The sequence below is a fragment of the Achromobacter sp. JD417 genome, assembly GCF_041879325.1.
Taxonomy (GTDB): Bacteria; Pseudomonadota; Gammaproteobacteria; order Burkholderiales; family Burkholderiaceae_B; genus Achromobacter; species Achromobacter mucicolens.
Map to the genome: position 1 here is coordinate 1796079 of NZ_CP087159.1, position 21498 is coordinate 1817576.

Sequence of the window (21498 nt, forward strand, 5' to 3'; positions counted from 1 at the left end):
CGTAAATCCCCCGGCAAAGCAAAAGCCCCGCGGAAAGCAAAAGCCCCGGGAATCTTTCGATTTCCGGGGCTCTTAGCCTTTTGATCAAGCCAGTTTGAAACTGCCTTGATTAGAATTCCGTGGTGCCCAGGAGAGGACTCGAACCTCCACACCTTGCGGCACATGGACCTGAACCATGCGCGTCTACCAATTCCGCCACCTGGGCACTGAAAGATACTGTCAGAACTATGTGCTACGCTGCGTTCCAGTCGCGTGACTTGGATTCAAGTTCTAAACCTTGAACTAATCCATGCGTCCGAATGCAGTTGGTTTTACAATGGGTTTTTTTCAACCCGAGTTATCAGCTTTTTAATTCGGCTTCTAACTCTTCTGACCATTTCTGCTTCAGTGTTCAGCCTTGGGCGAACCACAGAAGCTGCGCATTATATACGGAAAATTTAGCTTTGGCAAAACGATCGAATAACGAATCGAATAACAACAGATCAACACCCTTGCCCGAAGCGCCGCCGGACTTCGACCCTGATGTTCCGTCCCGTGAAGCCATCCTGACAGCGCTGCGCGCCGCGGGTTCGCCGTTGTCGCCGGCTGAGCTGGCCGAACGCATGGGCGTCGAGCGCGAGGCGACGATGGTGGGCTTTGAGCGCCGCCTCGGCGCGATGGAGCGCGACGGGCAGTTGCTGCCCAATCGCAAGGGGGTGCTGCTGCTGGCGACCAAGCTCGATTTCGTGGCGGGCAAGGTGCTGGGGCATCGCGACGGCTTCGGATTCCTGCTGCGCGATGACGGCGGGCCGGATCTGTTCCTGTCGCCTCGCGAAATGCTCAAGGTGCTGCACGGCGACCGCGTGCTGGTCAAGCCGTCGGGCGAATACCGGGGCAAGCCGGAAGGCACCATCGTCGAAGTCATCGAGCGCCGCACCAACAAGCTGGTGGGCCGCTTCCTGCACGAGCACGGCCTGTCCATCGTCGTGCCCGAAGACCAGCGCATCAAGCACGACATCCTGATTCCGCCCAGCGACACCAACGGCGCCCAGCACGGGCAGGTGGTCGCGGTGGAAATCATGGCGCAGCCCACGCGCCACACGCAGCCGCTCGGCCGCGTGGCCGAGGTGCTGGGTGAGATCGACGATCCCGGCATGGAAATCGAAATTGCCGTGCGCAAGTTCGACGTGCCGGTCGACTTCACCGAAGGCGCCTTGAAGCAGGCCGCGCGCCTGCCCGACACGGTCCGCAAGTCCGACCTGAAAGACCGCGTCGACCTGCGCGACGTGCCGCTCATCACTATCGACGGCGAGGACGCGCGCGACTTCGACGACGCGGTGTACTGCGAGCCGGTCGAGCTGGGCACGGGCCAGCGCAAGCGTCCGGGCTGGCGCCTGCTGGTCGCCATTGCCGACGTCAGCCATTACGTGCGTCCGGGCGATGCGCTGGACGACGATGCGATGGAGCGCGGCACCAGCGTCTACTTCCCGCGCCGGGTCATTCCCATGTTGCCCGAGTCGCTGTCCAACGGCCTGTGCTCGCTCAACCCTGACGTCGACCGTCTGGTGCTGGTGTGCGACATGGTCATCCCGGCCAGCGGCGCCAAGGCCGGCACGGTCACGGCGTACCAGTTCTATAACGCGGTCATGCACTCGCACGCCCGCACCACCTACACCAACATCTGGGCGGCGCTGCAGCAGCCGGGCGGTCCGGCCGCGCATGCGATGCGCAGCGTGATGCCGCAGGTCCAGCACCTGTACGAGCTCTTCCAATTGCTGTCGCAAGGCCGCAAGAAGCGCGGCGCCATCGATTTCGACACGGTTGAAACCAAGATCGTCTGCAACGAGCTCGGCCGCATCGAACAGATCGTGCCGTCCGTGCGCAACGACGCGCACAAGCTGATCGAAGAGTGCATGCTGGCCGCGAACACGTGCGCGGCCGACTTCATGACGCGCAGCAAGCATCCGGGCCTGTACCGCATCCACGAGGGTCCCACGCCCGAGCGCCTGCAGTCGCTGCGCGAATTCCTGCGCACCATGGGGCTGTCGCTGGGCGGGGGCGAAATGCCCACGGCCAAGGACTACGGCGATTTCCTGGATTCCGTGCGCGGGCGTCCCGACTACCAGCTGCTGCAGACCATGTGCCTGCGCTCGATGCAGCAGGCGGTCTACAGCCCCGACAACATGGGCCACTTCGGCCTGTCCTATCCGGGCTACAGCCACTTCACCTCGCCGATCCGCCGGTATCCCGACCTGCTCACGCACCGGGTCATCAAAGCGTTGCTCGCGGGGCAGCGTTATGTGCCCAGCCTGGACGATCACGCGGTCGTCATCGGCCGCAGCCAGCGCGAACACGAGCAGGCCATCTGGGAAAAGATGGGCTTGGTGCTGTCGGCCAGCGAGCGCCGCGCCGACGAGGCGTCGCGCGATGTCGAGGCCTGGCTCAAGTGCTGGTTCGTCAAGGAGCGCGTGGGCGAAGACTTCAGCGGCACGGTCACCGGGGTGGCAAGCTTCGGCATCTTCGTCACGCTGGACACCTTGCACGTCGAGGGTCTGGTGCACGTATCGGAACTGGGCGGCGAATACTTCCAGTTCAACGACGCCCTGCACGAACTGCGCGGCGAGCGTACCGGCATGCGTTACCGCCTGACCGACAAGGTGCAGGTGCAGGTCGCGCGCGTGGACCTGGAGGCGCGCCGCATCGAGTTCCGCCTTGTGCAGGGCACGAGCTTCGACGCGCTGCGCAAGGCGTCGGCGCGCGGGCCCGACGAACCCGTGCGCCGGGTCAAGAAGGCGGCTTCGCCCAAGCCCGCCAGCCTGAAGGGCCAGACCGCCAAGGAACGGCGCGCCGCGGCCAAGAAGGCCGGCAAGCCGCCCAAGGCCACGCAGCGGGCCGCGCCCGCCAAGAAGGCCGTCCGCAAGCGCCACTGACCGGCGGCGCGGATCCTTATGGCCATGCCGTCGTTTGGCGGCGTGGCCTAAGGGGGTAACATTGCGGTTAGTGCCGGCGCTGTCCGGTGGCCCGCCCCCTCTGGGGCGGGTATTCGTTTATCTAAAGGTATTGTTTTATGGCGTCGACCCAAGTCCTGGCCGGGTTTCACGCGGTTGTCGCTCGGCTGCGGCACGCGCCCGAGTCGATCAAGGAAATCTACGTCGAGGCCTCGCGCCGCGACAAGCGCATGCAGACATTCATCGAGCAGGCCGAGCGCGCCGGCTGCCGGCTTCACCCGGTTCCGATGGAACGCCTGGACGGCCTGGCGCGCGGCACGCGTCACCAGGGCGTCGTGGCGCTGGCCGACGAGCGCCAGCTGGCGGTGGATGTCGACGAAGTGCTCGACGTGATCGAAGGGCCGCCGCTGCTGCTGATCCTTGATGGCGTGACCGATCCGCATAATCTGGGCGCTTGCCTGCGCACTGCCGACGCGGCGGGCGTGCATGCGGTGATCGCGCCGCGCGATCGGGCGGTGGGGCTGAACGCCACCGTGCAGCGTGTCGCCTGCGGCGCGGCGGACACGGTGCCGTACCTGATGGTGACGAACCTGGCGCGCACCATGCGCAGCCTGAAGGACCGGGGCGTGTGGCTCGTCGGGACGGACGATCAGGCCACCGACAGCATGCACAAGGTCGATGCGCGCCAGCCGATGGCCTGGGTCATGGGCGCGGAAGGCGAGGGCATGCGCCGCCTCACGCGCGAAACCTGCGACCAGCTCGTGAACATCCCGATGCTGGGTTCGGTGGAAAGCCTGAACGTCAGCGTCGCCAGCGCCGTCTGCCTGTACGAGACCGTGCGCCAGCGCCAATCGTGATCCGTCCCACCCTGTAGATTCCCTTCTTCAATTGCGTCAGCCCATCATGCACCAGAACGGCTTTACCACCACGATTCTCCATTCCGACCGCCATCAATCCGTCGAGCACGGAGCGGTGCACAAGCCGATGCACCCGTCGTCCGAATTCGCTTACGACGACGCGCGCGAGCTGGCTGCCGTGTTCCAGGGCAAGGCGGGCTTCACGTATGCGCGCCAGGGTACGCCGACCACGACGGCGCTGGAGGCCAAGATCAGCCAGATGGAAGGCGGCAAGGGCACGGTCAGCTTTTCAACGGGCATGGCCGCGCTGGCCGCCATTTTCACCACGCTGCTGCGCCGGGGCGATCACCTGGTGTCCAGCCAGTATGTGTTCGGCAACACCAACAGCCTGTTCGGCACGCTGCAGGAACTGGGCGTGGAGATCACCTTCGTGGACGCGACGGATTCGGCGCAGGTGCGCGCCGCCATCCAGCCCAATACGCGCATGGTCTTTACCGAGACCATCGCCAACCCGGGCACGCAGGTGGCCGACCTGGCCGTGATCGGCGAGATCTGCCGCGAGAAGGGGCTGGTCTATGTCGTGGACAACACGCTGACCTCGCCGTGGATGTTCCGGCCGGCCTCGGTCGGCGCGTCGCTGGTGATGAATTCGCTGTCCAAGTACATCGGCGGGCACGGCAATGCGCTGGGCGGCGCCGTGACCGACACCGGCCTGTATGACTGGGCCGGCAACGACAACATCTACGAAGCCTATCGCAAGGGCGCGTCCACCGGCTGGGGGCTTACGCAGATCAAGAAGAAGGGCCTGCGCGACATGGGCGGCACGCTGGCCGCCGAGCCCGCGCACCGCATCGCGGTGGGCGCCGAGACGCTGGCGCTGCGCATGGCCAAACATTGTTCCAACGCGCTGGCGCTGGCGCGTTTGCTACAAGCGCATCCGGGCGTGGCGAAGGTGCATTATCCTGGCCTGGCCAGCCACCCCCAGCATGAGCGGGCGGCGGCATTGTTCGGGTCGCGGTTCGGCGGTCTGCTGGGCGTCGAACTGGCGGATGGCGTCGATTGCTTCGACTTTCTGAATCGCCTGCGCGTGGTGCTGATGGCGACGCACCTGGGCGATACGCGCAGCCTGGCGCTGCCGGCGGCGCACACGATCTATTACGAGATGGGCGCGGAGCGCCGCAAGCAGATGGGCATCGCGGACAGCCTGATCCGCGTGTCGGTCGGCATCGAGGACGAGGCCGATTTGCTGTTTGATTTCGATCAGGCGCTCAATGGTTGCCTGAAGGGATAATTCGGCAGCCGCGGCGCCCCGGGCAGGGGCGCCAGCAACGCAATCGGGCAGGAACCCATGCTTATTCAGATCGCAGAAGTTTTTACGCCGCAAGAGGCTGCCGACATCCGCCAGCGGCTGGATGCCGCGGACTGGGTGGACGGCAAGGTGACCGCAGGACATCAGTCCGCCCAGGTCAAGCGCAACCGGCAACTATCCGAGCAGCATCCGCTGGCGCAAGAGCTCGGCACGCTGATCCTGCAGCGGCTGTCGGCAAACAACCTCTTCATGTCGGCGGCGCTGCCGCGCAAGATCTTCCCGCCGCTCTTTAACCGCTACGAAGGTGGCGAGGCGTTCGGCTATCACGTGGACAACGCCGTGCGCGGCATCGCTGGCTCGGCCGAGCGTGTGCGCACCGACCTGTCCGCGACGCTGTTCTTCTCGGACCCCGACAGCTACGACGGCGGCGAACTCGTCATCGACGACACCTATGGCCCGCGCGCCGTGAAGCTGCCGGCCGGACACATGGTGCTGTATCCGGGGACGAGCCTGCATAAAGTCAATCCCGTAACGCGCGGCGCGCGTGTCAGTTCATTTTTCTGGATGCAGAGCCTGGTGCGCGAAGACAGCCAGCGTGCGCTGCTGCTGGACATGGACGTCGCCATCCAACGCTTGAATCAAGATGTGGCAGGACATGCCTCAATAGTTCAGCTCACCGGCATTTATCACAATCTGCTGCGCCGCTGGGCCGACGTTTGATGAAGCTTAAAGTGTTTTTTTGCGGGTGTCGCGCAAACCCCAAAATGAGCGTTTTTGTTTATTGCGGAATCGGCTAAAAGCTAGTATTGACGCGGGTTGCCGTGAGGTTTTCGCTTGACAGCCGCTCTACGCCAAGGCCTAATACACGTCTGCGTCGCTGACGGTTTGCAGGCATTAAGCCAGCAAATCCTAGGCGGCGCAGCAGTTTAAAAGTTGTGCTTTGCAGCGCAAGAAAAAAGTTTATCCACTGTCTGTTCGTCGTTTGCCTGGTCTCGCGTCCATTTGTGGCATTCCTTCCTGACGGCCATGAACTGCCGCCCCGGGCAGACTCCACACCTTGTGAGGGGTACACCTGCATGAACAAAACCGAACTCATCGATCACATCGCCAGCAAGGCCGATATCTCCAAGGCTGCAGCCGGCCGTTCGCTCGACGCCCTGATCGGTGCCGTGAAGACCACGCTGAAGAAGGGCGGTACGGTCACGCTGGTCGGTTTCGGCACGTTTGCCGTGTCGGCTCGCGCCGCGCGCACCGGCCGCAACCCGCGCACTGGCGAAACCATCAAGATCAAGAAGGCCAAGGTGCCGAAGTTCCGTCCGGGCAAGGCCCTAAAGGACGCTGTCAACTGATAGGACGGCAGCCGATCGCATGGCGCACGGCGCTGCGATTTGCCCACAAGTACGCGGTCCGGTATACTCCGGCCCGCGTATTGCTTTTGAGTACCCCAAATTGGCAATGTCCCCGCGCAAATGCGCCGGGCGATTGCACCGAAATGGGTGCTTAGCTCAGTTGGTAGAGCGGCGCCTTTACACGGCGTAGGTCACAGGTTCGACCCCTGTAGCACCCACCAGAAGCCCTCGCAGTTCACATCGAACCCGCACACATCCCGCCTCCGGCGACGTGGCGGGTTTTTTGTTTTCCGGCCCTGATTGCGACGGCGCGTCTCTTCGGATTGAACCTCTGACCCGCATGGGTCTGGCCGCCCCATGGCCAACGCGCCGTCATGGGCATGCCCCGTGCTGCCCGCGTTTTCGTAAGCGTTTTATTGATGCTGCCTTGATTCCGATCAGCAGTGTTACGCTGTTCCATTCGAAATACAACGTGCGAATCATTCGCATTTAAGATACTATGACGGGCTTGTACCGGTCAGCCGGCGCCGCGGTCTTGTGCGCGTCAACTTCCTGGCAGGCCGGAAAAGTCAATGCACCCTGGCTGATTCATGCCTAGTCTTCAACCCGGTTGGAATTCTTCTTCGCGGTCTTCTTTTGGTATTCGCGCAGGCGCTGGCCTGGCGGTCGTTGCGCTTCATGCAGCGGTGATCGGCGCCATTTTCATGGCGCCGGAGAGTCGTCCTGAATTGGAGGAACCCGAGGCAATCATGGTGAGCGTGGTGGATGCGCCCGTTCCCCAGATCGCCAAAGCCGAACCTACGCCCGAAGTGCCGCAGCCGGTCACCGAGACGCCGCCCGAGCCGGAACCCGAGATCGAGCCCGAACCCGAGCCCGAACCGGAATTGAAACCGGAACCCGAGCCGGAGCCCGAACCCGAGCCGGTGGTCGAAAAGCCGCCCATGCCGGCGCCCAAGCCGCCTCCGCCCAAACCCAAGCCGAAGCCCAAGCCCAAACCTCAGCCCAAGCAGGAGGTCAAGCCCGAGCCCAAGCCCGAGACGCCGCCGCAGCAGACGCCGCCCAGCGGTGCGCCGGAAGGCACGCAGGCGCCGCAAGGCCCGACGCAGGGACCGCCACCCGATCAGCCCGTGCTGGTCTCGAGCATTGAATTCCAGGGGGCGCGTCCGATGCCCAACTATCCGATGGCATCGCGCCGCATGCGGGAAGAGGGGCGTGTCGTGGTGCTGGTGGAAATCAACACCCAGGGCCTGGTCGAGCGCGCGACCATCGACGCTTCGTCGGGGTTTCCGCGTCTGGACGAATCGGCCCTGGCAGCCGCGCGCAAAGGCCGTTTCAAGCCGTATACCCGCAATGGCGTGGCCTATCCCGCCAAAGCAAAAATTCCGTTCGATTTCGTAATGAGGAACTGAGATGTCCAACGCACTGCATAGCGCCACCCTGGTGGCGCAGGCGACCACCAGCCCGGCAGCAGCGCCGGCTGCCGCCGCCGCGCCCGCAGCCCAGCAGGCCGCCACGACGGGCGGCGAGGTCGCCCAGCAAGCTGCCGGCGCCGTTCAGCAGGCCGCTGGCGCCGTCCAGCAGTCGGCCGACGCGCTGCATAGCGCCGCCGCAGCGATTCCGCCCGCGCCGGCGCCGGTCCCCGACATGGGCTTCCTGCACTTCGTCGCGCAGAGCGACTTCGTGGGCAAGAGCCTGTTCGTCATCCTGATCCTCATGTCGCTGGTGACCTGGTATCTCATCCTGGTCAAGGCCGCCAGCAATGTCAGCATGCGCAAGCGTTCCGCCGACTTCCTGAACAAGTTCTGGAACGCCAGCTCGCTGGAACAGGTCGAGCACGAAATCAACACGCACGGCGCGCGCGATCCGTTCTCGCATCTGGCCAGCCACGCCATGCACGCGCAGGCGCACCACAACAAGTTCGGCGCAACCAAGCTGGAAGAGTCGGGCAGCAATTCGGATTTCGTCACGCGCACCATGCGCAAGGTCATCGACGAAGAAACCGCCAAGCTGGAAAACGGCCTGACCGTGCTGGCCTCGGTGGGTTCGACGGCGCCGTTCGTCGGCCTGTTCGGTACGGTGTGGGGCGTGTATCACGCCCTGGTCGGTATCGGCCTGTCCGACGGCGTGACCATCAACCGCATCGCCGGTCCGGTGGGCGAGGCCCTCATCATGACGGGCCTGGGCCTGGCAGTGGCAATTCCGGCCGTCCTGGCGTACAACACGTTCGTGCGCAACAACCGCGTGTTCCTGTCGCGCCTGGATGCCTTTGCGCATGATCTGTTTGCGTTCCTGACCACCGGCCAGCAAGTTGCGCTGTCCGACGGCAAGGTGCGCGCGCTGCGTCGCCAGAACGGCCACGCGGTCCAACGCGGGAGCGAATGATGGCCTTTGGCAGCTTTGAGGGTAAAGGGTCCGGAAGCCATGCGGTGTCCGAGATCAACATGGTGCCCCTGATCGACGTCATGCTGGTGCTGCTGGTGATCTTCATCATCACGGCGCCGCTCCTGGCGCACTCGATCAAGATCAACATGCCCCAGGTGGCCGCCGAGCAGATCGAGGAAGAGCCCAAGACCGTGGACCTGGCCATCGATGCCAGCGGCGCGCTGTTCTGGGACGAGAAGCCGGTCAATATCGACGACCTGCCCAATCGCTTCAAGTCGATCGCCGGCACCAAGCCGCAGCCCGAGATCCGCATCCGCGCCGATCAGAACACCCGCTACGAAACGCTGGCCAAGGTCATGGCCTCGGCGCGTCGTTCGGGCATGACCCGGATCGGTTTCGTCACGACGCCGCCCTCTGGCGGCGCCCCGGCGGCCGGTGCGCCGGCAGGGGCAGCGGCGCCCGCGGCGGCACCGTCCGGCCGGTGAACGAATCCGGAAAGGGGGCGCATTTCGCGCCCCTTTTTTTTTGGATCGCGCTAGAATCGCGGCATGCGAGTTCTGGTAATCGAAGACGACACCACCCTGGGCCATGCGCTCCAGGAATTCCTGGCCGACCAGGGTTATGCGGTCGACTGGCTGACCGATGGCGACCGGGTTCTGGGCGCGTTGGCAGGCCAGCCGTATGACCTGATGCTGCTCGACCTCAACCTTCCCGGCATGAGCGGCCTGGACGTGCTGCGCCAGCTGCGCCAGGACGGCAATCAGGTTCCCGTGCTCATCCTTACCGCCCGCGATGGCATCGAAGATCGCGTCGCCGGTCTGGACGCCGGGGCGGACGACTACGTCACCAAGCCTTTTGAACTGCCCGAGCTGGCCGCGCGCGTGCGCGCCTTCGGCCGCCGCCGCGCGGGCCAGGCCCAGCCGCTCATCGAAGTCGGCCCGCTGGTGTTCGACACCGTCGGCCGCGAAGTGCGCGCCAACGGCCAGCGCCTGTCGCTGTCGGTGCGCGAGCTTTCCGTCCTCGAAATGCTGATGGCCCGCGTGGGCCGCGTCGTGACCAAGCGCCAGATCGTCAATTCCCTGTCCGCCTGGGATGCGGATTTCAGCGAGAATGCGGTCGAAGTCTATGTGTACCGCTTGCGCAAGCGCCTGGAAGGCACGGGCGCCAGCATCCAGACGGTACGCGGCTTTGGCTACATGCTGGATGTGGAAGCGGCCTGACGGGCCGGCCGCGGCCGGCGACCGCCAGCCGCGCGCATTCATCCGCCTCATTAAGGGCTTCGCGCCATGACGCAGGAACGCACCCCCCAACCGTCTCCGGCTGCGCGGCCTCCCATGCTTCCCTCCCGTTCATTGGCCCGGCATCTGGTCATCCGCCTGATGCCGCCCATCCTGCTGCTCGTCCTGCTGGACCTGGCGGCCACCTGGGTCATCACCCACAAGATCGACATGTCGTTGTGGATGCTGGAAGACTTTTTCTGGCTGATGGTCGTGGGCCAGGTGGCGCTGATTGCGCTGTTCGCGTGGGTGGTGATGCAGGGCGTGCGATCCGGGCTGCGGTCGGTGAATCACCTGTCCGAAGAAATCCGGCAACGCTCCATCGACGACATGCAGCCGCTCGAGGTCGCCGGCGTGCCGGTGGAGATCGAGCCGTTGGTTACCCATACCAATGACCTGTTGCTGCGGCTGGATGCATCGCTGGCCGCGCAGCGCCGCTTCATCGGCCATGCCGCGCACCAGCTGCGCACGCCGTTGTCGGGCCTGCGGCTGGAATCCGAACTCATGCTGGCGCGTCCCTTGCCCGACGATGTCCGCGCCCGCGCCGAGCGCATCAAGGCCGTCAGCGACCGCATGATCCGGCTGGGCCAGCAGCTTCTGGTGCTGGCGCGCGCCGACCCGAATGCCCGGCCCCAGGACAGTTTCGTGCGCATCGACCTGTGCGAATGGGTGCGCGTGCATGGCGCGGAATGGTTTCCGCGCGTGCGCGAGGCGCACTACGAACTGGACCTGGCCGCGCCCGAAACGCCCATCTGGATCGACGCGGATCCCTTGCTGCTGGCCGAGCTCCTGGGCAACCTGATCGACAATGCGCTGCGCTATGGCAACCCCACGGGCCGCATCACGCTGATCGTCGGCGCCAATCCCCCCTCGCTGACCGTTGAAGACGACGGCCCCGGCATTCCGCCCGAAGAGCGCGACCGCGTGTTCGAGGCGTTCTACCGGTCGCCCACGGCCACGGCCGGCGGCTCGGGTTTGGGACTGGCCATCGTGCGTGAGATCGCGCATGCGCACGGCGCGTGGTGGAAGCTCACCAGCCGGCCCGATTTTTCCGGAACGCGGCTGTCCGTTGTGTTCCCCGGCCCCCGCAAGGGGGCGCAACTCACTCGCCAAGAACCTGCATCATGAGCCAAGGCACGGTCAGCGCTGCTTCTTTGCCCCCCGGCCACCCCGGCGGCGCGCACGCGCCGTCGTCGCGCGCCGCCCTGATCCTGGGCGCCCTGGGCGTGGTGTACGGCGATATCGGCACCAGCCCGCTGTACACCCTGCGCGCCTGCCTGACCGGCCTGAGCGTGCACACCGATCTGGAACCGGCCCACCTGCTGGGCGTGCTGTCCATCCTGTTCTGGATGCTGATGGTGGTGGTGTCCCTGAAATACGTGATGCTGGTGCTGCGCGCCGACAACCGAGGCGAGGGCGGCACGCTGGCGCTGCTGGAGCTGGCGGTGCGCGCCCGCGAGGGCAAGCTGCGCTGGATCCTGATCGTGCTGGGCATCTTCGGTGCGGCGCTGTTCTACGGCGACAGCATGATCACCCCGGCAATTTCCGTCCTGTCGGCGCTGGAAGGCATCGGCATCGTGTCGCACACGCTGGACCGCTGGGTGGTGCCGATCGCATTGGTGGTCCTTATCGCGCTGTTTGCGATCCAGTCGCGCGGCACGGCGACGATGGGCAAGCTGTTCGGCCCGGTGATGTTCGTATGGTTCGCCACACTGGCCGCGCTGGGAGGCTGGCAGATCTGGCAGACGCCCGAGATTCTGGCCGCGCTGAATCCGATATGGGGGCTGCGCTTCATCGTGGAAGCGCCGTGGGTGAGCTTCGTGCTGCTGGGCGCGGTGGTGCTGGCGCTGACCGGCGCCGAGGCGCTGTATGCCGACATGGGCCATTTTGGCCGCCCGGCGATCCGCCGCGCCTGGTTCAGCATGGTGCTGCCGGCGCTGACGCTGTGCTACTTCGGCCAGGGAGCGCTGCTGCTGCGCGATCCCACCGCGATCCGCAATCCCTTTTTCCTGATGGCCCCGGAATGGGGGCTTGCCCCGCTGGTCGCGCTGGCCACCGTCGCCACCATCGTCGCGTCGCAGGCGGTCATCTCGGGCGCCTATTCGGTGACGCGCCAGGCGGTGCAGCTGGGCTTCTGGCCGCGCATGCAGATCCTGCACACGTCCGCCATCGAAAAAGGCCAGATCTACCTGCCGCAGGTCAACGCGTTGCTGCTGTGCGCGGTGCTTGTCCTGGTGCTGTGGTTCCGCAACTCCGACAACCTGGCAGCTGCCTATGGTTTCGCGGTGACGGGCACGATGCTCACGACGTCGGTGCTGGCGTTTGCGGTGCTGCCGCGCGGCACCACGGGCGTCAAGCGCATGATGTGGTTCCTGGTGCTTGGCCTGTTGCTGCTGCTGGACGTGCTGCTGTTTTCGGCCAACGTCTTCAAGATCCACGAGGGCGGCTGGCTGCCGCTGGTGGTGGCGATCGTGGTGTTCACGCTGATGATGACGTGGCGCCGCGGCCGGCACCTGCTGTCCGACATGCAGCAGCGCGACCGCCAGCCGCTCAAGGAATTCATGGAGCAGCTTGAGCAATACCCGCCGTCGCGGGTGCCGGGCACCGCGATTTTCATGACGATGAATTCGGGCAACGTCCCGTCGGCGCTGCTGCACAACCTGAAGCACAACAAGGTGCTGCACGACCAGGTGCTGTTCCTGACGATCCTGTCGGCCGACGTGCCGTACATCGCGCCGGAAGAGCGCTTCGAGGTGAACCGGCTCAGCGCATCGAGCTGGGCCGCGACGATCAACTACGGGTTCAAGGAAGACCCGGACGTGCCGGAGGCGCTGCGCCTGATCGCAGAGGGCTACCCCGAACTGGATCTGGAACCGATGCGCACGTCGTACTTCCTGTCGCGCCAGACCGTGGTGGCGGCCAAAAAGCCGGCCTTGTCGCGCTGGCGGCGCGCGGTGTTCTCGTTCATGGCGCGCAACTCCACCCGCAGCACCAAGTTCTTCAAGATCCCGGCGAACCGGGTGGTGGAGATGGGCATGCAGGTCGAACTCTAGGCGCGCCGCGCCGCGGTCAGGCGAAAAAAAACCCTCGGTGTGAAAACCGAGGGTTTTTTATTGGACCTTGAAGCGTTACTTCTTAGAGGTCGCGTCCTTCAGTTGGGGCAGCGACGTGCCGCTGGAGGCGAGCAGGCCGGTCTTGACGTACGTGAACAGCTTTTCGCGCGTGTCGACGATGTCGAGGTTGCGCATGGTGAGCTGGCCGATGCGGTCCGCCGGCGTGAAGGGGGCGTTTTCCACCTTCTCCATGGACAGGCGCTCGGGCGCGTACGTGAGGTTGGGCGACACGGTGTTGAGCAGCGAGTAGTCGTTGCCGCGGCGCAGTTCGATGGTGACTTCGCCGGTGACGGCGCGGGCAACCCAGCGCTGGGCGGTTTCGCGCAGCATGATGGCTTGCGGATCGAACCAGCGGCCCTGGTACAGCAGGCGGCCCAGCTTGCGGCCGTTTTCGCGGTATTGCTCGATGGTGTCTTCGTTGTGGATGCCGGTGACCAGGCGCTCGTAGGCGATGAAGAGCAGGGCCAGACCCGGGGCTTCATAGATGCCGCGGCTCTTGGCCTCGATGATGCGGTTTTCGATCTGGTCGCTCATGCCCAGGCCGTGACGGCCGCCAATGCGGTTGGCTTCGAGCATCAGTTCGACGGGGTCGGCGTATTCGACACCGTTCAGGGCGACGGGCTGGCCTTCTTCGAAGCGCACCGTGACTTCCTCGGCCTTGACGGCGACGTCGTCGCGCCAGAACGCCACGCCCATGATGGGCTTGACGATGCGGATGCCGGAGTTCAGGTGCTCCAGGTCCTTGGCTTCGTGCGTGGCGCCGAGCAGGTTGGAGTCGGTGGAGTAGGCCTTTTCAGCCGACATCTTGTAGTCGAAACCGGCTTGGCGCATGTATTCGGACATTTCCGAACGGCCGCCGAGTTCGTCGATGAAGCGCTGGTCCAGCCAGGGCTTGTAGATCTTCAGTTCCGGGTTGGTGAGCAGACCGTAGCGGTAGAAGCGCTCGATGTCGTTGCCCTTGAACGTGCTGCCGTCGCCCCAGATGTTGACGTTGTCTTCCTTCATGGCGGCGACCAGCATCGTGCCGGTGACGGCGCGGCCGATGGGCGTCGTGTTGAAGTACGTGATGCCGGCGGTCGAGATGTGGAAGGCGCCCGATTGCAGGGCGGCGATGCCTTCGGCCACGAGCTGCGCGCGGCAGTCGATCAGACGGGCGTCTTCGGCGCCGTAGGCCATGGCCTTGCGGGGAATCTCGTCGTAGTCGGATTCGTCGGGCTGGCCCAGGTTGGCGGTGTAGGCGTAGGGAATGGCGCCGTTGTTGCGCATCCAGAGGAGCGCCGCGCTGGTGTCCAGGCCGCCGGAAAAGGCGATGCCGACTTTCTGGCCGGTGGGCAGGTTCGGGAGGATAGTGGTCATTGTTTGAGGTGAGACGCCAACAGGACTTTGACAGCAACGAGCCGCCAAACAAGAAAAGTAGTCCGCCATTTTAACTCTTTTGAGGGGGGCTGGCCTCGGGGGCGAACAGATCGGCAAGCCGCAGTTCGCGGATGAGCTGGCCCGTGGCGGCGGCCAGCCGGGTGGCCGGGCGATGGCGCGGGCTGGCCAGCACCAGGTTGTTGGTGATCGTGGGCGAACCGATCGCGCACAGGGACAGTTCATGCTCGGCGGCCGGGCCGCGCGCGGCCGAGCGGGGCAGGATGGCGTAGGCGTCGCCCTGCGCCGCCAGTTCTACGATGGTCTGCACGGCGTCGACCTCGGCCGCCACCTTGAGCCGCACGCCCTGCGCGCGGCAGACGCTTTCCACGAGGGTGCGGATGGCGTTGGGCAGGCTTGGCAGCACCAGGGGATAGTCGCCCAGCCGCGCGACCGGCACGTGATCGGGCAGGGGCGGCTGATGGCCCGCGGCGGCCGCCAGGACGAGATCTTCGCGAAACAGCGATTCGTACGCGAGCTGCGGGGACGGGGCCGGGTCATAGAGCAAGGCCAGGTCCACGCGGCCGGCGAGCAGCCATTCGCGTACCTGCGCGCTCAAGCCTTCGGCCACCGCGATGGAGGCATCCGGAAAGTCCTGGCGGAACGCCTGCACGAGCGGGGGCGTGAGCACGCGCGCGATGCGCGGCGGCAGGCCGATCATGACCTTGCCCGTGGGCGTTTCGCGCAGCGTCTGAAGATCTTCCTTGGCGCGTTCGGCCAGCGTCAGCAGGGCGCGGGCGTGCTCCAAAAAGCGCAGGCCGGCCTCCGTGGGTTCGGCGCCGCGGCCGTTGCGGTAGAGCAGGTGCTGGCCCAGCTCCACCTCCAGCAGCCGCACCTGGCGGCTGAGCGTGGGCTGCGCGACGTCCAGCATCTCGGCGGCGCGCGAGAAGCTGCGGCGCTCGGCCACCCGCACGAAGTATTCGATCTGCTTGAGATCCATCGGATATTAGCTTTTTCGATATCAGAAATATCAGGTATAGCATTGTTTGCCAGGCCACATTCCGCGAGGATGGCGTTTTGCAATGAGGAAGTCCCCCGTGCCCGATTGCCGTCCGCCGCTCGCCTCGCCGTCCCGTCCCCGCCACGCGCTGCCGCCGGGCGCGTGCGATGCGCATTGCCACATCTTCGGGCCGGACGACGTGTTTCCGTACGCGCAGGGCCGCTCTTACACGCCGCCGGACGCGCCGTACGCCAGCATGGCGGCGCTGCACGCCCATCTGGGCATCGAGCGGGCCGTCGTCGTGCAGGCCAATTGCCATGGGTCGGATCACCGCGCCTTGCTGGACGCGCTGGCGCGCAGCGCCGGGCGGTATCGCGGCGTGGCGTTGCTGGGCGCCGACGCCACGGCGGCCAGCGTCAACGCACTGCATGAGGGCGGCGTGCGGGCCGCGCGCTTCAATTTCGTGCCGCATCTGGGCGGCGCGCCCGATCCGGCCGTGTTCGACCATGTGGTCGCGCTGATTGCGCCGCTGGGCTGGCATCTGTGCCTGCACGTGGACGGCGCGATGCTGCCGGAATTGCTGCCGCGCCTGCTCGCGTTGCCGGTGCCGTTCGTCGTGGATCACATGGGGCGGCTGAAGGCATCGGACGGGCTCGATTCGCCGGCGATGCGGGCGCTGCTCAGCCTGGCCGACGTCGACGCGGCCTGGGTCAAGGTGTCCGGCATCGATCGCATTGCCGCCGGCCGGCGGCCGTTCGCCGAAGGCATTCCGTTCGTGCGGGCGCTCGTTCAGGCCATGCCGGACCGCACGCTGTGGGGCACGGACTGGCCGCACCCGAATGTGGCGGGCGACATGCCGGACGACGGCGAGCTGGTCGACACGTTTTTCGAGGCCTGCCCGGACGCCGGGCTGCGTCAGCGCGTGCTGGTGGACAACCCCGCGCGGCTTTACGGATTTCAGTAGCAAAGAGAACGCGGAACGAGGGCCACGATGCCCGAGCCGCAAGCACACCCCCATCAACGAGGAGACACCATGTTCAAGAAAATCATCTCGGCCGCCGTGCTGAGCCTGGCCGCCGCGGGTGCGGCTCATGCCGACGGTCCCGTGCGCCTCATCATTGCGTTCCCGCCGGGCGGTCCCGTGGACCTGGTGGGCCGCGTGCTGGCCGAGCAGCTGGGCAAGGAGCTCAAGCAGAACGTCATCGTCGAGAACAAGGCGGGGGCCAATGGCAACATCGCGGCCGCCTACGTGGCCAAGGCGCCTGCCGACGGCTCGGTGCTGTTCCTGACCAGCGTTGGCGCGGTGGCGATCAGCCCGGCGCTGTACAAGGACCTGCCGTACGATCCGGCGCGCGATTTCGCGCCGGTGTCGCGCGTGGTGAACAATGCCACGGTGTTCGTGGTGAACCCATCCAATCCGGCCACCGATGCAGCCGACTTCGTGAAGAAGTCGCAAGCCGCGTCGCAGTCGGTCGCCATCGGCTCGTCGGGCATCGGCAGCATTCCGCACCTCACGCTGGAAATGTTCGCCGATTCCAGCAAGGCCAAGGTGCTGCATGTGCCTTACAAGGGCGCGGCCCCCGTCATCAACGACGTGATGGGCAATCAGGTATCCGGGTTCTTCGGGGACGTGCCGGGCCTCATCGGCCACATCCAGGGCGGCAAGCTCAAACCCCTGGGCGTGGCGGCGCCGACCCGCCATCCGCTGCTGCCCGATGTGAAGACGCTGGCCGAGCAGGGCATTCCTGGCGTCGAGTCCAACAACTGGTACGGCCTTGTCGCGCCGGCGGGCACGCCTGCCGCTACCGTGGACAAGCTGAACCAGGCCGTGCGCGCCGCACTGGGCAACGAAACCGTGCGCGCCCGCCTGGAGAAGTTCGGCGCCGAGGCCGCGCCCACCACGCCGCAGGAATTGGGCGCGCTGATCGCCGCCGACCGCGAGAAGTGGACCGCGCTGATCCAGCGCAAGAACATCCGTCCGGAGTAAGCATGAGCGCCCGCCGAATCGAACCCGTCGTGCCGGGCACGCGCCCGGAACTGGCCGTGCTGGAGGCGCGTATCGCCGCCGCGCGCGGCCGCATTTCGCCGCTGTATCAGGTGCTGCTGAACAGTCCGGCCGTGGTCGAAGGCTGGGAAGCCATGCTGACCGCGATCCGGCAGAAGACGTCGCTGGCGCCGCGGCTGCGCGAGCTGATCATCCTGCGCGTGGCGACCTTGAACAACGCGCCGTACGAGTTCGAGGCGCATGTGCCGCACGCGCTGGCGGGCGGCATGCCGCAGGCGGTCATCGACGTGCTGCGCGGCAATCCCGCTCCGGATCAGGTACCGGGCCTGGAACCTGGCGAGGCCGAGGTGCTGACGCTGACCGACGCCATGACGCGCGATATCGAGGTGCCGGACGCGGTGTTCGCGCCGCTGCGCGCGCGCTATGACGACGCGCAACTGGTGGAACTGACCGCGACGGTGGGCGCGTACAACATGGTGTCGCGCTTCCTGGTCGCCTTGCGCGTCGGACATTGAAAGGAGAGGGCTGTGCAGGAAACGATGTTGCTGGTGTCGCTGGGCGAGCGGTTTGACGAGACGCGCATTCAGGATCTGGCCGGGCGTCTCGCGGATGGGCTGAAGGATGTGAAGATCAGCGCCTTTGCCGCGCTGGAAGCCGAAGACACCTACGTATACGTGCGCGGGGCCCGTGCATTGCCGCAGATCCAGGCCCGCCTGAATGAACTGGCGCCCGGCGCGCACGCGCGGGTGCTGCATCTGACGCTGGATTTGCCGGGCGCGTCGGCGGGACAGGAGGCGCCGTGGCATTACATCGTCGAAACCGACGTGCTGCCCGAGGCCGAGGCCGACCTGAACGCCTGGTACGACCAGGAGCACCTGCCCGGCCTGGCGTCGGTGCCCGGCACGGTGCGCGCGCAGCGCTGGGAATGCCGCGATGCGTCGCCGAGGTACTTGGCCTGCTACGACCTGCACACGCAGGAAACCTTCGGCAGCCCGCCGTGGCTGGCCGTGCGCGCGACCGACTGGAGCAGCCGCGTGCGGCCGTCCTTTCGCAACACGCGGCGCACGATGTTCAGGAAGATCCTGTAGCGCCGTCGCGCCACAAAAGAGAAGGGGCCCGGACATCGCGCGATGTCCGGGCCCCTTTTTACCTGTGGGAGGGCGTCAGTCGACCTGACCCAGCAGCAGGAATTCCATCAGCGCCTTCTGCACGTGCAGGCGGTTCTCGGCCTCGTCCCAGACCACGCTCTGCGGGCCGTCGATGACTTCGCCGGTCACTTCCTCGCCGCGATGGGCGGGCAGGCAGTGCATGAAGACGGCCTGCGGGTCGGCGGCGGCCATCATTTCGGCATCCACGCACCAGTCGGCAAACGCGGCGCGGCGCTCTTCGTTTTCGGCCTCGTAGCCCATGCTGGTCCAGACGTCGGTCGTGACCAGGTGCGCGCCCTTGCACGCCTCCATGGGATCCTTGAACTGGCGCAGCACCTTGTCGGGCGGCGTGCCGATGCGGGCGGCTTCAAGTTCGTAGCCGGCCGGCGTGGACACGTGCAGCGTGAAGCCCAGCATCTCGGCCGCCTGCAGCCACGTGTAGGCCATGTTGTTGGCGTCGCCCACCCAGGCGACCGTCTTGCCGGCGATGGGGCCGCGGTGCTCGATGTAGGTGAAGATGTCGGCCAGGATCTGGCAGGGGTGGAATTCGTTGGTCAGGCCGTTGATCACGGGCACGCGCGAATGCGACGCGAAGCGCTCGATGCGGGTCTGCTCGAACGTGCGGATCATGACGATGTCGACCATGCGCGAGATCACGCGCGCGGTGTCTTCGATGGGCTCGGAGCGACCGAGCTGCGAGTCGTTGGACGTCAGGTTGATCACCGAACCGCCCATCTGGTACATGCCGGCCTCGAACGACACGCGGGTGCGCGTGCTGGCCTTTTCGAACACCATTGCCAGCGTGCGGTCGTGCAGCGGCATGTGGGGCTCATAGCGTTTGAACTTTTCCTTGATCAGGCGCGCGCGGTCCAGCACGTAGGCGATCTCGGCGGACGAGAAGTCCTTGAACTGCAGGAAGTGCCGCAGCGGGCCGTTTTGAGTCGTGGGAGGAGTCATGTTGATGTCGCAGGTCATTGGGCCCGGCCAGGCTCGTGGCCCGGCAGGGACGTTGATTATGGTTTTTCGGCCAGGAACTGTTGGATGAGCGGAACCAGGAGGGCGACGATCTGGTCGGCCTCTTCCCGGGTCAGGATCAGCGGCGGCAGCATGCGGATGACGCGGTCGCGCGTGACGTTGATGAGCAGGCCCGCTTCCAGGGCGCGTAGCGCCAGGACGCCGCAGGGGCGGGCCAGTTCGATGCCCAGCATGAGGCCGCGGCCGCGGATGTCGGCCACGCCGGGCGTGCCGGCCAGCGCGCCGGCCAGGCGGTCTTTCAGGTATTCGCCCACGGCATGGGCGTTTTCAAGCAGGTTTTCGGATTCCAGCGCATCGAGCACCGCGAGGCCCGCGGCGCACACCAGCGGTCCGCCGCCGAACGTGGTGCCGTGGCTGCCCGGCGTGAAGACGCCCGCGGCGGGGCCTGCCGCCAGCATCGCGCCGATGGGCACGCCGCCCGCCAGCCCCTTGGCCAGCGTCATGACGTCGGGACGGATATCGGCCCATTGGTGCGCGAACCACTTGCCGGTGCGTCCGATACCGGACTGCACTTCGTCGATCATCAGCAGCCAGCCGCGCTCGGTGCACAACTGGCGCAGCGCCTGCAGGTAGGCAATGTCGGACAGGCGGATGCCGCCTTCGCCCTGCAGGACTTCCAGCAGCACCCCGGTGGTGCGGGGCTCGGCGTCGCCGGCGGCGCGCACCGCGTCCAGGTTGTTGTACGGCACCTGGATGAAGCCGCTGGGCAGGGGTTCGAAGCCCTTGCGCGCCTTGTCGCTGCCGGTGGCCGCCAGCGTGGCCAGCGTGCGGCCATGCCAGGACGAATCCATCGTGATGATGTGGGCGTGCTTGTTGCCGCGCTGGTACGCGTAGTAGCGGGCGAGCTTGATGGCCGCTTCGTTGGCTTCGGAGCCGCTGTTGTTGAACGCGACTTCCTGCATGCCGGACAGCGCCGTCAGCCGGGCGGCCAGCGCGGTCTGCTGGGGGATTTCGTAGATGTTGGAGGTATGGATGACGCGGGCGGCCTGCTCGGTGATGGCGGCGACCAGCTTGGGATGGGCATGGCCCAGGCACGAGACGCCGATGCCGGCCAGGGCATCCAGGTACTTTCGGCCGCCGGCGTCCCACAGCCAGACACCCTGGCCGTGCGTGAACGATACCGGCAGCCGGGCATAGATATTAGCCAGAGGCGAGCTCATCGCGGATCCTCCTGGGGGAATGGCATCGACAGCGTGCCCGCTTCCAAGGGGCGAATCGGGGGCGAATCGCGGTTTGAAAGAGGGCAAAGGATCAATCATATACAATTCGCGGCGCGGCACGCATGTTTGATCACGCCGAAGATCCGGCTTTCGTGAAAGGCGTCCCGCAGTGAAGAACACATGGCAACTCGCGTCAGACAATTCGTAATTCATGGCGTTACCGAAAGCGGTAGCCGCTTCCGCCCCAGCGATTGGGCGGAACGGCTCGCCGGCGTAATGGCACAGTTCCGGCCGGCCGGCTGTGCTGGTAACCACCTCACTTATTCGCCTTATGTGCTGCCCGTCGTGATCGATGGCGTGCGCGGGATCGTGGTCGACCTGCGCCTGCGCGACCTGGAGCCGCTGGCCTACAAGTTCGTGGTGGACTTCGCCCGCGACAACAACCTCAAGACGGAAGAACGCGAAATCTAGGCCCCCAGAACGAAAAAGCGCCCCAACCGGGCGCTTTTCTCATTCTGCGGCCCTGCACGCCCATCGGGCGGGCCGGGCGCTACCCGCCGCGCGGGCGCTGGCCCGCACGGCG

The 21498-nt window shown here is 65.9% G+C and carries 20 protein-coding genes and 2 tRNA genes; 17 read left to right on the top strand and 5 right to left on the bottom strand.

Annotation, left to right across the window (positions count from 1 at the left end; genetic code table 11):
• Positions 1 to 120 precede the first annotated feature (120 nt).
• Positions 121 to 205 (bottom strand) — tRNA-Leu (locus tag LN047_RS08285).
• Between the two features lie 238 nt (positions 206 to 443).
• Between LN047_RS08285 and rnr the strand changes: the two genes are divergently transcribed.
• The 12 genes from rnr (at position 444) to LN047_RS08345 (ending at position 13154) form a co-directional block, all read left to right on the top strand.
• The gene (gene rnr / locus LN047_RS08290) at positions 444 to 2909 is read left to right on the top strand and encodes a ribonuclease R (RefSeq protein ID WP_373981491.1); all 2466 of its coding nucleotides are present in this window, start codon (positions 444 to 446) and stop codon (positions 2907 to 2909) included.
• 137 nt (positions 2910 to 3046) lie between these two features.
• Positions 3047 to 3784: a 23S rRNA (guanosine(2251)-2'-O)-methyltransferase RlmB gene (rlmB, locus tag LN047_RS08295; protein WP_056320073.1), complete on the top strand. Its 738-nt coding sequence runs from the start codon at positions 3047 to 3049 to the stop codon at positions 3782 to 3784.
• A 46-nt stretch (positions 3785 to 3830) separates the two neighbouring features.
• Positions 3831 to 5075: a cystathionine gamma-synthase family protein gene (locus LN047_RS08300; RefSeq protein WP_062838442.1), complete on the top strand. Its 1245-nt coding sequence runs from the start codon at positions 3831 to 3833 to the stop codon at positions 5073 to 5075.
• Between the two features lie 57 nt (positions 5076 to 5132).
• Positions 5133 to 5813, top strand: coding sequence for a Fe2+-dependent dioxygenase (locus LN047_RS08305; RefSeq protein WP_062838441.1), 681 nt, complete (start codon positions 5133 to 5135; stop codon positions 5811 to 5813).
• A 356-nt stretch (positions 5814 to 6169) separates the two neighbouring features.
• Positions 6170 to 6442, top strand: a complete 273-nt coding sequence (locus LN047_RS08310) for an HU family DNA-binding protein (protein WP_003812968.1) — start codon at positions 6170 to 6172, stop codon at positions 6440 to 6442.
• A 145-nt stretch (positions 6443 to 6587) separates the two neighbouring features.
• Positions 6588 to 6663: transfer RNA gene (locus LN047_RS08315), tRNA-Val, on the top strand.
• A 369-nt stretch (positions 6664 to 7032) separates the two neighbouring features.
• Complete coding sequence (locus LN047_RS08320; protein ID WP_062838440.1) at positions 7033 to 7851, top strand: energy transducer TonB; 819 nt, start codon at positions 7033 to 7035, stop codon at positions 7849 to 7851.
• Position 7852: 1 nt separating this feature from the next.
• On the top strand, positions 7853 to 8824 hold the full coding sequence (locus LN047_RS08325; RefSeq protein ID WP_056320084.1) for a MotA/TolQ/ExbB proton channel family protein: 972 nt from the start codon (positions 7853 to 7855) through the stop codon (positions 8822 to 8824).
• Positions 8824 to 9309, top strand: a complete 486-nt coding sequence (locus LN047_RS08330; protein WP_056320087.1) for a biopolymer transporter ExbD — start codon at positions 8824 to 8826, stop codon at positions 9307 to 9309. Before LN047_RS08325 ends, LN047_RS08330 begins: the two co-directional genes overlap by 1 nt.
• 63 nt (positions 9310 to 9372) lie before the next feature.
• Positions 9373 to 10044 (top strand): response regulator transcription factor, encoded by a 672-nt coding sequence (locus tag LN047_RS08335; RefSeq protein WP_008164454.1) that lies wholly within the window; start codon positions 9373 to 9375, stop codon positions 10042 to 10044.
• Positions 10045 to 10158: 114 nt separating this feature from the next.
• Positions 10159 to 11229 (top strand): HAMP domain-containing sensor histidine kinase, encoded by a 1071-nt coding sequence (locus LN047_RS08340; RefSeq protein ID WP_063952906.1) that lies wholly within the window; start codon positions 10159 to 10161, stop codon positions 11227 to 11229.
• Positions 11226 to 13154, top strand: coding sequence for a potassium transporter Kup (locus LN047_RS08345; protein ID WP_180099192.1), 1929 nt, complete (start codon positions 11226 to 11228; stop codon positions 13152 to 13154). The genes LN047_RS08340 and LN047_RS08345 overlap by 4 nt, the downstream gene beginning before the upstream one ends.
• A gap of 75 nt (positions 13155 to 13229) precedes the next feature.
• Here LN047_RS08345 and argG read toward each other — a convergent pair whose 3' ends face one another.
• Together argG and LN047_RS08355 are read right to left on the bottom strand one after the other, a co-directional pair.
• Positions 13230 to 14570 (bottom strand): argininosuccinate synthase, encoded by a 1341-nt coding sequence (argG, locus tag LN047_RS08350; protein ID WP_373981492.1) that lies wholly within the window; start codon positions 14568 to 14570, stop codon positions 13230 to 13232.
• A gap of 70 nt (positions 14571 to 14640) precedes the next feature.
• Positions 14641 to 15567, bottom strand: coding sequence for a LysR substrate-binding domain-containing protein (locus tag LN047_RS08355; RefSeq protein WP_175156856.1), 927 nt, complete (start codon positions 15565 to 15567; stop codon positions 14641 to 14643).
• 97 nt (positions 15568 to 15664) lie between these two features.
• Between LN047_RS08355 and LN047_RS08360 the strand changes: the two genes are divergently transcribed.
• The 4 genes from LN047_RS08360 (at position 15665) to LN047_RS08375 (ending at position 18660) form a co-directional block, all read left to right on the top strand.
• Positions 15665 to 16531 carry an amidohydrolase gene (locus tag LN047_RS08360; RefSeq protein WP_373982113.1) on the top strand — a complete coding sequence of 289 codons (867 nt, stop codon included), beginning with the start codon at positions 15665 to 15667 and terminating at the stop codon, positions 16529 to 16531.
• A gap of 69 nt (positions 16532 to 16600) precedes the next feature.
• Positions 16601 to 17554: a tripartite tricarboxylate transporter substrate binding protein gene (locus LN047_RS08365; protein ID WP_062838434.1), complete on the top strand. Its 954-nt coding sequence runs from the start codon at positions 16601 to 16603 to the stop codon at positions 17552 to 17554.
• Between the two features lie 2 nt (positions 17555 to 17556).
• A complete protein-coding gene (locus LN047_RS08370) occupies positions 17557 to 18087 on the top strand; it encodes a carboxymuconolactone decarboxylase family protein (protein ID WP_373981493.1) in 531 nt (176 codons plus the stop codon).
• Between the two features lie 12 nt (positions 18088 to 18099).
• Positions 18100 to 18660 carry a hypothetical protein gene (locus tag LN047_RS08375; RefSeq protein WP_373981494.1) on the top strand — a complete coding sequence of 187 codons (561 nt, stop codon included), beginning with the start codon at positions 18100 to 18102 and terminating at the stop codon, positions 18658 to 18660.
• Between the two features lie 75 nt (positions 18661 to 18735).
• On the opposite strand, the gene argF is transcribed toward LN047_RS08375, so the two are convergent.
• Positions 18736 to 19677 (bottom strand): ornithine carbamoyltransferase, encoded by a 942-nt coding sequence (gene argF / locus LN047_RS08380; protein WP_056320238.1) that lies wholly within the window; start codon positions 19675 to 19677, stop codon positions 18736 to 18738.
• A 56-nt stretch (positions 19678 to 19733) separates the two neighbouring features.
• On the bottom strand, positions 19734 to 20915 hold the full coding sequence (locus tag LN047_RS08385) for an aspartate aminotransferase family protein (RefSeq protein WP_373981495.1): 1182 nt from the start codon (positions 20913 to 20915) through the stop codon (positions 19734 to 19736).
• 180 nt (positions 20916 to 21095) lie between these two features.
• Between LN047_RS08385 and LN047_RS08390 the strand changes: the two genes are divergently transcribed.
• Complete coding sequence (locus LN047_RS08390; protein ID WP_013392635.1) at positions 21096 to 21386, top strand: DUF3579 domain-containing protein; 291 nt, start codon at positions 21096 to 21098, stop codon at positions 21384 to 21386.
• Positions 21387 to 21498: the final 112 nt, after the last annotated feature.

Coding starts and splice junctions, on each gene's coding strand:
- rlmB (WP_056320073.1), top strand. CDS start 3,047: ATGGCGTCGACCCAAGTCCTGGCCGGGTTTCACGCGGTTGTCGCTCGG.
- LN047_RS08300 (WP_062838442.1), top strand. CDS start 3,831: ATGCACCAGAACGGCTTTACCACCACGATTCTCCATTCCGACCGCCAT.
- LN047_RS08305 (WP_062838441.1), top strand. CDS start 5,133: ATGCTTATTCAGATCGCAGAAGTTTTTACGCCGCAAGAGGCTGCCGAC.
- LN047_RS08310 (WP_003812968.1), top strand. CDS start 6,170: ATGAACAAAACCGAACTCATCGATCACATCGCCAGCAAGGCCGATATC.
- LN047_RS08320 (WP_062838440.1), top strand. CDS start 7,033: ATGCCTAGTCTTCAACCCGGTTGGAATTCTTCTTCGCGGTCTTCTTTT.
- LN047_RS08325 (WP_056320084.1), top strand. CDS start 7,853: ATGTCCAACGCACTGCATAGCGCCACCCTGGTGGCGCAGGCGACCACC.
- LN047_RS08330 (WP_056320087.1), top strand. CDS start 8,824: ATGGCCTTTGGCAGCTTTGAGGGTAAAGGGTCCGGAAGCCATGCGGTG.
- LN047_RS08335 (WP_008164454.1), top strand. CDS start 9,373: ATGCGAGTTCTGGTAATCGAAGACGACACCACCCTGGGCCATGCGCTC.
- LN047_RS08340 (WP_063952906.1), top strand. CDS start 10,159: ATGCTTCCCTCCCGTTCATTGGCCCGGCATCTGGTCATCCGCCTGATG.
- LN047_RS08345 (WP_180099192.1), top strand. CDS start 11,226: ATGAGCCAAGGCACGGTCAGCGCTGCTTCTTTGCCCCCCGGCCACCCC.
- argG (WP_373981492.1), bottom strand. CDS start 14,570: ATGACCACTATCCTCCCGAACCTGCCCACCGGCCAGAAAGTCGGCATC.
- LN047_RS08355 (WP_175156856.1), bottom strand. CDS start 15,567: ATGGATCTCAAGCAGATCGAATACTTCGTGCGGGTGGCCGAGCGCCGC.
- LN047_RS08365 (WP_062838434.1), top strand. CDS start 16,601: ATGTTCAAGAAAATCATCTCGGCCGCCGTGCTGAGCCTGGCCGCCGCG.
- LN047_RS08370 (WP_373981493.1), top strand. CDS start 17,557: ATGAGCGCCCGCCGAATCGAACCCGTCGTGCCGGGCACGCGCCCGGAA.
- argF (WP_056320238.1), bottom strand. CDS start 19,677: ATGACTCCTCCCACGACTCAAAACGGCCCGCTGCGGCACTTCCTGCAG.
- LN047_RS08385 (WP_373981495.1), bottom strand. CDS start 20,915: ATGAGCTCGCCTCTGGCTAATATCTATGCCCGGCTGCCGGTATCGTTC.
- LN047_RS08390 (WP_013392635.1), top strand. CDS start 21,096: ATGGCAACTCGCGTCAGACAATTCGTAATTCATGGCGTTACCGAAAGC.